A 12614-nucleotide genomic window follows, 5' to 3' on the forward strand; every position below is an offset into this window, starting at 1 on the left:
GAACGCCAATGTAATTGGCTACGTCTCCAATTATCATATATCCGCAAGCTTAGGAGAGATTGGTATGTCAGCAAGTGGTATCCATCCTGGCTGTTGCGCGTTCGTTTGTGTAGAGGGGTAAATGAAAAGGCCTGAAACCATCTGGTTTCAGGCCTTTTCCTATTCTTAATTGAACGGTTAATTTTTTCTGCCCTCTTGGAATACTCGGTAGACCTGAAGCTCCCATTCTTTTCGCTCAGTTTTGGCGACGTTGTCAAGGATGAGGCCGGTAGCAAGCGAGAGCCCGCACAGGAACATGAAGGCTACCGCAAGCACTGCAGTGGGGAGCCGTGGAACAAGACCGGTTGCGAAGAATTCTCCAATGACTGGAAGGCCGAGAATCAGGCCAACGAGAGCGAGTACCAATGCGATAAGGCTGAAAAACTTGAGAGGACGATAGTTCTTAAATAGGCTGGCGATGGCACACACAACTTTTACACCATCTCCAACGGTATCGAGCTTGGACTCCGAACCTTCTGGGCGGTCGCGATAATCGATGGGGACGTCGGCAATCCTCCAGCGTCGATCGACCGCATGAATGGAGAGTTCCGTCTCAATCTGAAAGCCTTCGGAGAGGACTGGGAAAGTCTTTACGAAGGGGCGAGACATGGCCCGGTAGCCGGTCATGACATCGTCGAAGGAATAACCATAGATCCAGCGAATCATTGTGCGGACGAGGTCGTTACCAAAGCCATGAAAGGCGCGTTTGTTCTGCTCTGCGTAGGTACCGTTAGAGAGTCGATCGCCCACGGTCATATCCGCTTCACCAGAGAGGATTGGGGCGGCGAGCGCTGCGGCAGCTTCCGCCGGATAGGTGTCATCCCCATCGACCATGAGGTAGCAATCTGCGTCAATATCGCGGAACATCTGCCTCACGACGTTGCCCTTGCCTTGCCTGGGTTCGTGGCGAACGATTGCGCCCGATTCCTTCGCAAGTTTTGCGGTTTCATCGCTTGAGTTGTTGTCGTAGACGTAGATGGGTGCGCCTGGCAATGCGGAGCGGAAGTCGGCTACTACCTTAGCGATAGTGACGGCTTCGTTATAACAGGGGATGATGACGGCAACGCGTGATGCGTCGATAGAGATAGTCAAGGAGGTACCTTTCAGAGTGGAACAAACCTGCTTAAGAATATACCGTTATTTCGCCTTGCATGCTATCTGCGCAATTACGTCACGCCTCTCGGTCTTGTTCCATGATGATGTGAATCCGAGCTGGATTATAATTCTGGAGACTTCGTCATAATGAATGAAAGGGCTGATCGTCGGATGCGACTGTGTATGACATCAAGAAGTTCTATATGCATGTGGAGGCTTATGTTTTTTAAGGAGCGCATTCGCGAAATCGATGTTGCTGCGTTGGTTGCAGCGTTTCTGATTGCAGTTTGCTTTGTTGTCGGGCTTCAGGTCTATCATTCCGTATATTTAAATGAGTCCTTGATTCAGGGTGTCGGCTCTATCGTCTTTTGCATTATCGTGATGTCCTTGCTCGTCCTTGCTCTATATGTCTTGATCGTTTGCGTCTTTACTTGGGTCGACGCTCACTCAGGAAAATCTCTGGATGAGGACGAGGTTCGCGGTCGCTCTTCGTTTTCTTGTGTACTTAAAGCAAACTTGCTTCGTTACTCTTTAATTGTGCTGGCATGCTGGCTCCCGGTCATGCTCATTCGTTTTCCTGGAAATATAGATCCGGATACGTTTTGGCAGCTCCTCCAGACCCGAGGCCTCGCTTTGACAAGCGATCACCATCCTTGGTTTGACACTGTCTTGTTTGGCCTTTTTTGGTCTATCGGGGATGTTTTTGGCAGTCATGCCTTCTCGCTCTTGGCGTATTCTGTGTCGCAGGCTGTGCTCACTGCGATTTCGTTTGCTGTCTGTTTTTGTTATTTTAGATGGCTGGAAGTACACAGTATTTTGCGGAGGGGTATTGTTGCACTCGTGTCTCTTCTCCCGTTTTTCCCAATGTTTGCACAAACAATGGCGAAGGACACGTTATTTGCTGCGGTTTGGGTTCTTTTCCTTCTGTTCTACTTTGAGACCGTTCGCACAAAGGGGGAAGTGCTTAAGAACTTTCGTGTGGTTGCTGGTGGGTTTTTGCTCTTGGGTCTTATTGTGCTTACGAAAAAGACCGGAATATATTTGCTCGCGCTTTCTCTGGTGCCCCTGATTCTTATCTGTCGGGCTAATAAGGCTCGGCTTCTTCTGCTCACGGTTTCCGTGGTGTGCCTGTTTTTTGTTTGGACTAACATCGCACTGCCTGCTTGGGGCGTTGTGAAAGGCAGCTCTGCTGAGATGATGTCGATTCCATCGCAGCAGGTGGGGTATTACCTGTCTAGATATTCGGACGAAGTGACGCAGGATGACTGGCGGGTTCTTGAAGGCGTTTATGCTTCACCCGAAGTACTTGGGACTGTGTATCAGCCTGCGCGTGCTGATGCAACGAAGATGTACTGGAAAGGGTCGTCGACCACTGAGACAAAGATTGAATTTCTAAGTTGGTATTTCAGGACGGCGCTCAAGCATCCGAAGACATTTCTCGATGGTGCTCTGGCAACAATGCTTCCCCTGTTCTATCCAGATGGGGTTACCGAGGGTGATGAGAGCTTCATTTTCTATCGAGATAACCTTGCGTCGGCCGCTACCGGGGATCCGGGGCTAGTGGGGGCTATCCAGTCTTATTCTGGCGGTTCGGCTTCCGCGAGCGATATGGATTCTTTGTTCGCCGGCTCGTTCCGTATTCCGGTAGTTGCTCGAATTTCCGACATTTTTGATAACCTTTACCTCAAGATCGCCGAGCTGGTTCCACTGCTATTTCATAAGGTTACGCATGCCTTGTATATTCCAATAATCGTGCTCTGCTACTGCATGTCTAGAGCAAGAATGACGACTGAGCGATCTCCTCTGGAGGTCCTCCTCTCTTTTGCGCCGGTTATTGCTGTGTACTTGTCTCTGCTCGCAGGTCCAATTGCGTTACCTCGTTACATGGCAACCCCGGTATACGCTACGCCGTTGTTGTTGGCGCTGCCTTGGGTTCTCGGGATGGCGAATTCTGGGAAGAGCGGTCATGATGATGAAGTCGCCGATGCGGAAGCGAAATTAATTTTTAGAATGGTTGATCCTGGTTTGAGCGAGAACGTTGGTGAATGATATGGCGAAACGACTTACCTCTTTTGATATCGCGAAGGCGGTCGCTTTGATTGCAGTTGTCGTTGGGCACTGCAGCTTTGCCGGTGTGCCCCAAGGCGTTGTAAAAGCGTGCTACTCCTTTCACATGCCGCTGTTCTTTATTGTGAGCGGCTACTTTTTTAAACAGCAGGAAGACGAGAGAGCCCTGCTTCGGAAGAGTGTGAGTGGGTTGCTAGTTCCATATCTGGGGACAAGCCTCATCCTGATTGTTTTAATGGTATTTAGAACCATATTTGACGGTGGGCTAGTTGTCGAAACTGTCCGCTCCTGGACCGTGGCGGCTTTATACGGATCCGGGGCTGTTCTTGACTCTATGCCAGAAGGGGTAATGGCTATTGGGGCTATTTGGTTTCTACTTGCGTTATTCTGGTCGCGGTTGTTGCTAAATGCGGCGTTGAAGACTGACTATCCAGCCTTGGTATGCCTCGCCCTCTTTATCGTTGGCATTGGTTCTGCGGACTCCATCTGGTTGCCCTTGGCTGTTCAGCCCGCAATGTGCGCCGTTCTGTTCTTATATATTGGGTTCAAGATCAAGGAATCGTCTCTTTTGAGGCGGGGTGGCATGTCTCCAATTCTATGGGGCTTTTCCTTCTGTATTTGGTTGTATTGCGCTAGATACCATGGTGTTCTGTACATGGTTTCCAACACGTATGCTGCAGGGGCAATGGATGTTATTGGTGGAGTGTGTGGCTCCATCTGCCTCCTAAAGTTTTCTGAGGTATACATTTCTAAAATTCCCGTCTTGTCCAGCATGTTAAAGTTCGTGGGAAAGAACTCTCTTGCCTTTTTCTGCATGCATCTCGTTGAGTTAGATGTGATTCGGTGGGATCTGATTTGGGAGATCATGTCTCAGATTCCGCATGCATGGGTTCTTATGGTGTTGATGCAGGTTGCGTGCACGGGGCTGTTCGCTGGCGTGGTTTATTGTTTGCCGCCTTTCCTGTCTGGTTTGTTTTATCCGGCCAGACGTGCGAAGTCCGCATAGTTTAGTTTGGAGAACTTGATGACTCCTATAGAGTGCGCGAGAAATAACATTGAGCCTGTTAGCCACGATGGTTCCAGCATTTTGCAGAAGATTCTTCGGTATTTTGCTATTTCACTTATGATTGCAATGGCCTTGGAGATTCTCGTATTCAATTTCCCGTTCTGGGAATCTTTGCTATTTGGGAACGCGAAAGAAGTGGATTGGAGCCTTGGTCCTGGATTGGAGATTCAGGATGACAGGACGATTAAGGTCGTAGATCCCGAAACCGCCTATATTGAATTCGATGCCGATGGATGTCGTGTCGAGAATCTTTACCTTGATATCGCTGTTCCAGGCTGGACATCTTCGTCATGGAGAACGTCGACTGGCCCTTATTTAGCAATAAAGGTTCTTGCTACTGACGAAGCGAACTCATCTTTCTTTGAACTTCCTTCTTACAATTACTGCGGCGGTATGGAAAGCTCGAAATACCTTCGCCTGCATCTTTCTGGGGTTTCACATAAGATGCGGGTGCTTATTCAAGAAGAATCGGGGTTCAGCTTTGATTTTCGAGGCGCGTCTATTAATGCCATGAGGCCGTTTTGCTTCGAGCTCATCCGATTTGGGATTGTTGCATTATTGGCTTGTGCGCTCCTTGCTTTCCGACCCTCATCTAGTCTTTACAGGACTAGATTGTTTCCAATTCGCCCTGTTGTTATCGGATGCATTGTCGCGTTAATGACCGTTGAGATGGCGGGATCTGTTGTTGTCAGCCGATTGTCTGGGGTTGTTGACAATCCAGCTAACGGTCCAACAATTAGCGGGCCGGTTGCATTTGACTTCAATCAATACAATCATCTTGCGGATGCGTTTTTGTCGGGCAAGGTTTCCTTAGACCTTCCCGTGTCCGCCGTTCTCTCTGATATGGAAAACCCGTACGATACTTCAGCTCGAGCTCAGGAATTATCTCAGGCTGGTGAGTATTACTACCTCGACTATGCTTTTTATAACGGGCATTACTACTCGTATTTCGGTGCGCTTCCGGCATTGGTTGCGTTTGTTCCCTTCAAGTTGTTAACTGGCCGTGATCTTAGAACGGATCAAGTCGTTCTCGCTTTGGGGGTGATCTTCATTTGCGCTTTCAATGCGTTGCTGTATTGCTTGGCAAAGCGCTATCGACAAGATGTCTCCCTTGGTCTGTTCGCACTTTCTTCAGTGTCATTTTTTGTTGCGAGTGGACTGCTGCACCTTGTTTTTCTCCCACAGATTTATTCTGTCCCTATTTTATCTGGCTTAATTGTTGTGTTCTTGGGCTTGTCGTGTTGGATATCTGTGGAGCGTTTGGATGGAGACCACGGGGGCTTCAAGAAGAGCTACCTCATCCTTGGTTCATTTCTGATTGCCCTGTCATTGGGCTGCCGGCCCCAATACGTGCTGGTCTCTTTGCTTGCCTTCCCGATTTTTTGGAATGCGATATTTCGGGAACGTCTGTTTTTCTCAAAAAAGGGCGTTGGCAACACGGTGTCGGTAATTGCGCCATTTATTCTCGTTGCAATTCCCGTCATGCTGTATAACGGCATGAGGTTTGGATCGGTCTTTGATTTTGGTGCCGCATACAACCTGACTGGTAGCGATATGACTTCGCGAGGAATTGACCTATCGCGGTCCCTTCCCGCTTTGTTCCAGTATTTGGTTCAGCCTTTGAGTATTTGCGCACGGTACCCGTATGTTTTCGGTGTAGACATGGCTGTTGATTTCCAGGGCTATTGGTTTTATGAGCCTTATCTTGGAGGATTGCTGCCCATCGCTCCGTTCTTGCTCGTGGGCCTTGCTTGCATTCCGCCCGTGTTCTCCAAGAGTAAGCAGAGTCAGAAGGCTGCCATCATCTTTTCGCTCATTGTCGCATCGGTAATCCTTTTTGCGGATTTCCAGATTGCGAGTATTACAATGCGATACTTCAGTGACTTCTCATGGTTATTGATTTTGCTTGTGTTTGGAGTGCTGCTTCAGACTCCTGGTTTTGTGGAAGGTAAAGGTGTGATTTTTAGGATTACGGTTGCACTTATCGGACTGACAATCCTCTTGGGGTTTTGGATCTTGTTGTCTCCCGATCGTTATGGCGCTCTGGTGAGCACATGTCCGTCCGTGTTCTATGGTGTGGCTCAGATGCTATGTCTTGTTTGATTTCATTTCGCAAACAAGGAAAGTCTAAGTCTCGTTATAAGCTCGGGCGATAGGGAAAGGCGTACCTTGTCCGAGAACTTCGAACCCACCAACATCATCGTCACGGGCGGCTGCGGCTTCATCGGCAGCAACTTCGTGCACTACGTCGTGAACAACCACCCCGACGTGCGCGTCGCCGTCCTGGACAAGCTGACCTACGCCGGCAACCCCGAGAACATCGCCGGGCTGCCCGCCGACCGCGTGGAGCTCGTGGTGGGTGACATCTGCGATGCCGCGCTGCTGGACGAGCTCGTCCCCGGCCACGACGCGATCGTCCACTACGCCGCCGAGAGCCACAACGACAACTCCATCGACGACCCCACGCCGTTCCTGCGCACCAACGTGGAGGGCACCTTCTGCCTGCTGCAGGCCGCGCGCAAGTTCGGCGTGCGCTACCACCACGTCTCCACCGACGAGGTCTACGGCGACCTGGCCTTGGACGACCCCGCGCGCTTCACCGAGGAGACGCCCTACCGCCCCAGCTCCCCCTACAGCTCCACCAAGGCGGCCTCCGACCACCTGGTGCGCGCCTGGCACCGCACCTTCGGCGTGAGGGCGACCATCTCCAACTGCTCCAACAACTACGGCCCCTACCAGCACGTGGAGAAGTTCATCCCGCGCCAGATCACCAACATCCTGGACGGCGTGCGCCCCAAGCTCTACGGCGACGGCCGCAACGTGCGCGACTGGATCCACACCGACGACCACTCGAGCGCCGTGTGGACCATCCTCACCAAGGGCGAGATGGGGGAGACCTACCTCATCGGCGCCGACGGCGAGCGCTCCAACATCGACGTGCTGCGCGCGATACTCACGCGCTTGGGAAAGCCGGCCGACGACTTCGACTGGGTGCGCGACCGCCCCGGCCACGACCGCCGCTACGCCATCGACTCCACCAAGCTCCGCCGCGAGCTGGGCTGGGAGCCCAAGCACACGGACTTCTCCGAGGGGCTCGACCAGACCATCGCCTGGTACACCGAGAACCGCGCCTGGTGGGAGCCCGTCAAGGCCGCTACCGAGGCACGCTACAAGGCCCAGGGCCAGTAAGTTACCACTGATTGAGGGCGCCGTTGCGAACCACTCGCGGTGCCCGAGTACGAGAGACGCCTTCTCGGCCCGTGCGCGCCCTTGCGGACCTGGGGATGACCCCCGGGGAAGCTCACCGCGCACGGGCCGGGGCTTCGATAAGATATCGATGTTATTGTTGCGAAGGTCGCTTATGCGCGGCACTTGAAATGCGAGAAGTGGCGCTGAGTGCTTATATTCCTGCTAACATAAATACGTTGGTTCAGATTAAAGGATGGTCGTTTGAATGGCTGAAGCCCCTGCAGTCTCATTGTTGGTTCCAATTTGTAATGTCGAAAAGTATCTTCGCCAGTGCCTTGAGTCGGCTCGCGAACAATCACTTTCGAACATCGAGATTATATGCATAAACGATGGGTCGACGGATAGCTCCCTCGATATCATCAATGAATATGTCGAAGCCGATCCTCGCTTCCGAGTTCTTGACAAGCCTAATTCTGGCTATGGCGACTCCATGAACAAGGGTCTCTCGATGTGCACCGGTGAGTACGTCGGCATTCTTGAGTCGGACGATTTCTTGGACTCAGGTGCATTGGAAACAATGTATCGAGCAGCCAAGCAATGCGACGCCCAGGTGGTTAAGTGCGACTTTTATCTGTACTGGTCTCTTCCCGAAGAGCGCAATGAGAAGTTCGGCTGGGTCGATGCGCTTCTTGAAGGCCATGTGAACCCCCAAGTGGAGCGAGAGGTGTTTTATCGAAAGCCATCGATATGGTCGGCTATCTATCGAAGGGATTTCTTGGAGAAGAACGATATTTCGTTCCTGCCTTCGCCGGGCGCTTCGTATCAAGATGCTGGCTTTAACTTCAAGGTATGGGCTTCGTGCGATAACGCGGTCTTGCTTAATGAGGCCTTCCTACACTATCGCCAGGATAATGAAAAGTCCTCGGTCAATTCTCCTGGCAAGGTTTTCTGCGTCTGCGACGAATACGAGGAGATGCATCGATACCTCGATTCGCATTGTCAGGCCAGGATATATCTGCGATCCGTCCTAGCAAAAATGCGCTTCGATAGCTATGAGTGGAACTATGACCGGCTGTCTCTTGAGCTTCGAGAGCAATTTGTTCCTCGGATGGTTGAGGATGTGAATTCTGATCTACAGCAAGGCTATAGTGATCTCAACATTTTCGAGCCCTCCAAGCGGCTTAATCTAATTCTTCTGCTTCACGATTCCAAGTTGTATGGAGTGCTTCGGTCTTCGGATGGCTCACGTACTCGAAAAGAGCGCTTTGTTAGGTTGATGCGGGCGGGGGGATTGCTGTCTGCAATTCGATTGGCTTTGTTCCGATTGACCCACTAACTAATTCCGGAGAAGTGAATGACCAAGCTGAGTATCATTGTTCCCGTCTATAACGTTGAACGGTATCTCCCTGTCTGCCTTGATTCTATTCGAAACCAGACATTTAGGGATATCGAAATAATCTGTGTCGATGATGGGTCAACCGATAGATCTTCGAACATTCTGGAGATGTATTCGAAGGTCGAACCTAGAATGCGAATCATCAGTAAAGAGAACGGGGGGCTGTCTTCCGCGCGCAACGCTGGTATTCGCTGTGCCACGGGTGACATTGTTTGCTTTGTTGATTCTGACGACTTCTTGGACAAGACGGCTGCAAAGCGTATAACTGACGCCTTTGATTCCACGCATGCTGATTTGATTACGTTCGGTGGGCGCGTGTATCCTCAATTCCTTTCTAATTGGTGGCTGGATAAAGTACTTTCTCCTCGCGACACAATGTATGCGTCATTCGATCCGTCTCTTTTTGCTCTCGAGGCTGCTGAGCCGTTCGCTTGGAGAACGGCTTGTCGTCGCGAATTTCTAATTGAAGAGCGACTGTGGTTTGATGAGGAACTTCGGTTTGGAGAGGACAAGTTATTTCATTACATGGCTTATCCTCGGTCTCGGAAAACCGTGTTTCTGTCTGACAAACTGTATGACTATCGGGTGAATCGAGCCGATTCCCTTATGGCAACCAGAAATGACGATAAGGTCTTGAGGATATATGACCATCTACGAATCTCGGATCGTATATGCTCGGATTGGAAACAGTCTGGGAATGCTGAGCGCTTTGGATCTCAATTGCTCAGTTTAATTGGTGAGTTTGTGTTCATGGATGTCATGACAGCTCCTGTTCAGGATAGGACAATGCTCGCCAATTTTCTAAAGTCGATCTTGGAGACGTACTTTTCGGACGTTCAATTAAAAGCGCTCCTCCATGATAGAGAGTACGGTGCGATGGCTCGTGCGATACTAATCGATCGACGTCGCCTATTTGGACCACGTCGAAAGATGATGTTCTATCTTGGAACTCTTAGGAATAATCCCATTGACTTTTTGCGACGGGGTCGAGAGAGGCTCGCTTCATTGGGCGCTGTTCTTAAGATGCGCCAGATGGCGGGTCGGATTTTTCCTCCGTCGTCTCGGACTGTCGCGCTACGTCATCTTGAATCAGAATTTGTCCAGAAGGAAAGCGTCGCGCTTCTGAACTCTATCGAGCTTCTACGTATTGAGCTAGGGAATGTTGAGTCGGAGAAGTAGCGTATCAGGTACCAGGCCGTATCTCTTTGGCTGTGAGGCTGCGGCAATCGGAGGCTCCGTCAGGATCTGACGGAGCCTCCGTGTTTCTTCTAGCTCGTTTGTTGTCCTATGAGAAAGACGGGTATTTCATTGGCTAAACGGTATCTGGATTCTCAAGATGAAGAGATTCCAAATTGCTGTCAGTTAAATCGACGTGAGCAAAGTGCGTTGAGATATCGTCAGGTAATGAGTAGATGTTCCCATACACTTCAGTTAATAACTTTTCAATATTTGCCGGTGCTTCACATGGCGCACCTTCAAACGCGATGCGTTGAGTTGGAAGAACGTCGCCTTTCGAGCATATCCAATCATATCCATTGAGATCGGTCAGATTGTCGATTCCCCAAATGAGCCCACTGCCGTTGGCGGAGATGATTCCATCATCTTCCGCTTGGTTTAAATAGGCATCAAAGATGGCTGCGGCCTTTTCTCCTAATATTGAATTTTCGGAAACATACCCCGCTGCTTGCCACTCTTGATACCAATCCTGAGAGATGAAATGTTCGATCATTTCGCCTCTCAGGGCAGCCTGCTTCTCAAACGTTGCATGTGTGACGTCGCTGACCTTGTCAAAGAGAAAAAGGTCAAGGAAACAGGGAATATTCTCGTTGGAGTATTTGAAGCGAATCTGTCGGCAGAAGGCAAATGCATCGTAAACGACGGAAACTGAGTAGCGTGAATCGTCCTCAACTATTTCTACCAATTTTTTAATATCTGCTCGAGTCATCCCGAGGTCTGTATCATCGTCCCATGGAATGAAACCTCCGTGTCTGACAGCGCCCAGGAGAGTTCCAAAAGCAATCCAGTAGTCAAGATTGTGTGCTTTACAGAGCTCATTGAATTCTGACAATAATTGTGCGCAGCCTAGTTGATGTAGCCGTAATGGGCCTGTGGCGGGCGGAATGCTTTTGAAGAAACGTTTTCGAGCATCTTCTGGCAGCTCTCCGTCTTTCCTGTAGAGTTCCCATAGCATGATGACGGTCTTCGAATCGTGGGCTTTAATCGCCTTTTCAAGCCGTTCGAATTCACAGGTAAGATGTCCGTTAATGCCGATGTCTGCTTGTTCGGTTCTAGAAAAAACGCGGTCATATTGGGCCGTTGTTTCGCATTTCAAAGACTCGATCGAATCCCTGAGGGATTCGATCGAGTCTTTGAGTGATTCTATTGAATCCCTCGTGTTTCGCACTGCGCGCCGTGTCGATGGGAGTAGATCAAGAATGTTCACTGCTTATCCTTTAAGACTCGTCTTAATGTCGCTGGTAGAAATACCGGGCGTTCGATTTAGGTATTGAACCTGGCAGATATCCCTCAGCGATTCAAAACGCGGATCGTTTTCCCAGTCACTTCCCATGCAGACTGTATCAATCTGAAAGGTCTCTACGTCTGTTGCTTTTTGTTCCCAGCTATTTTCAGGGATTACAAGGTCAACGTAGCGTATCGCTTCGAGCATTTCCTTTCGCACATTATACGAATAGAAGCTTTTCTTTCCCTTTAGTGCGTTGAATTCGTCGGTGGAAAGGGCAACAACGAGGTAGTCTCCAAGGGCAGCCGCCTGTTGAAGCAAGCGAATATGACCATAATGCAAGAGGTCGAAAGTACCATAGGTAAGAACTCGACGGAGCCCCGATTTCCCTCGCTGGTTGGCTTGCTGATGCAAAATACCCGATCTTGTGATTGTAACGCTGTGGGGTTCTTCTGATATTTCGTGAATCGGAGGATGCCTGTGAGCTTCAGCTTGCGGCTCGATTCGTATCTCGGTGTTTATTTCAGTCCCATTCATTCCTTGCACTTCCCGCGCCCTGTTGACTTGCAGTTTATATTAGCTTAATCAACGGTTTACGCCCCTATGGATATCGACGTAAACACTGCGTGCCGTTATGCGGTTTTCAGCTTGTCTCGCGGTGCCGGCAACGGGTGCATGGCGTCTTGTTCAATCGATTCGATTTTGCGGCGGGGTGCGCCGGGTGCGATCGCGAGTGGAATCGTAGCCGGCGCTGTCTGGCTGGAGATAAGGGGAGGGTCTCCAATGTGCTAGATGTTTGGCTGACGGTACCGGTTCATGAGACTGCTGGTGTTCGACGGCACGGCCGAGGCGCACGACGATGGGGAGCCCTTTAGCCCGCTGTTCGTCTACGGCCAGAACAAGAGAGCGGGTGACATCGCCGTGGCCGGCTGCCCGCGCTACTACATCATGCGCTCCAGTTGGGTCATCGGTGAGGGACACAACTTCGTCAAAACCATGAAGGGTCTGTCCGACCGCGTCGCCGACCCGGAGAATAAACTTACCCAGATTACGGTCGCGGACGACAATCTGGGCCGCCTGACCTTCACGCGCGACATGGCCGCGGCCATCTTCCACGTGCTGGACGCGAAGGCCCCCTACGGCACCTACGGCTGCACCGGCTCGGGCGCCGTGAGGAGCTGGTCCGACATCGCCCGCGCTGTCTTCGAGGCCGCTAACGGCAACGGCGGGAAGGTCGTGCCGGTGTCGACCGCCGACTGCTACGCCAGCGCCGCCTGTCCATAAGCGCGCAACCGACTCTC

Annotated in this window: 10 protein-coding genes; 7 read left to right on the forward strand and 3 right to left on the reverse strand. The window is 50.9% G+C overall.

From position 1 onward, the window contains the following. Positions 1-177: 177 nt before the first annotated feature. A complete protein-coding gene (locus tag ACESSC_RS01820; RefSeq protein ID WP_233504181.1) occupies positions 178-1131 on the reverse strand; it encodes a glycosyltransferase family 2 protein in 954 nt (317 codons plus the stop codon). 222 nt (positions 1132-1353) lie between these two features. Here ACESSC_RS01820 and ACESSC_RS01825 point away from each other — a divergent pair, with 222 nt between their 5' ends. The 6 genes from ACESSC_RS01825 (at position 1354) to ACESSC_RS01850 (ending at position 10031) form a co-directional block, all read left to right on the forward strand. After that, positions 1354-3183: a DUF6020 family protein gene (locus tag ACESSC_RS01825; protein ID WP_373161001.1), complete on the forward strand. Its 1830-nt coding sequence runs from the start codon at positions 1354-1356 to the stop codon at positions 3181-3183. A gap of 1 nt (position 3184) precedes the next feature. Then, complete coding sequence (locus ACESSC_RS01830; RefSeq protein WP_117736708.1) at positions 3185-4207, forward strand: acyltransferase family protein; 1023 nt, start codon at positions 3185-3187, stop codon at positions 4205-4207. 18 nt (positions 4208-4225) lie between these two features. Beyond that, entirely contained in the window at positions 4226-6370 is a 2145-nt protein-coding gene (locus ACESSC_RS01835) for a hypothetical protein (protein WP_373161003.1), read from the forward strand. Between the two features lie 66 nt (positions 6371-6436). Then, complete coding sequence (gene rfbB, locus ACESSC_RS01840; protein ID WP_117736706.1) at positions 6437-7456, forward strand: dTDP-glucose 4,6-dehydratase; 1020 nt, start codon at positions 6437-6439, stop codon at positions 7454-7456. Positions 7457-7721: 265 nt separating this feature from the next. Then, positions 7722-8792 (forward strand): glycosyltransferase family 2 protein, encoded by a 1071-nt coding sequence (locus ACESSC_RS01845; RefSeq protein WP_373161004.1) that lies wholly within the window; start codon positions 7722-7724, stop codon positions 8790-8792. A gap of 18 nt (positions 8793-8810) precedes the next feature. Continuing rightward, the gene (locus tag ACESSC_RS01850; RefSeq protein WP_117736704.1) at positions 8811-10031 is read left to right on the forward strand and encodes a glycosyltransferase family 2 protein; all 1221 of its coding nucleotides are present in this window, start codon (positions 8811-8813) and stop codon (positions 10029-10031) included. A 133-nt stretch (positions 10032-10164) separates the two neighbouring features. Here the strand turns inward: ACESSC_RS01850 and ACESSC_RS01855 are convergent, their stop codons facing one another. Further along, positions 10165-11295, reverse strand: a complete 1131-nt coding sequence (locus ACESSC_RS01855; protein ID WP_373161006.1) for a LicD family protein — start codon at positions 11293-11295, stop codon at positions 10165-10167. Positions 11296-11298: 3 nt separating this feature from the next. Beyond that, entirely contained in the window at positions 11299-11850 is a 552-nt protein-coding gene (gene tagD, locus ACESSC_RS01860) for a glycerol-3-phosphate cytidylyltransferase (RefSeq protein WP_117736702.1), read from the reverse strand. 279 nt (positions 11851-12129) lie between these two features. Here tagD and ACESSC_RS01865 point away from each other — a divergent pair, with 279 nt between their 5' ends. Then, positions 12130-12597 (forward strand): sugar nucleotide-binding protein, encoded by a 468-nt coding sequence (locus ACESSC_RS01865; RefSeq protein ID WP_233504180.1) that lies wholly within the window; start codon positions 12130-12132, stop codon positions 12595-12597. Positions 12598-12614 lie beyond the last annotated feature (17 nt).

The organism is Collinsella aerofaciens (genome assembly GCF_964243765.1).
Classification (GTDB): Bacteria; Actinomycetota; Coriobacteriia; order Coriobacteriales; family Coriobacteriaceae; genus Collinsella; species Collinsella aerofaciens_BU.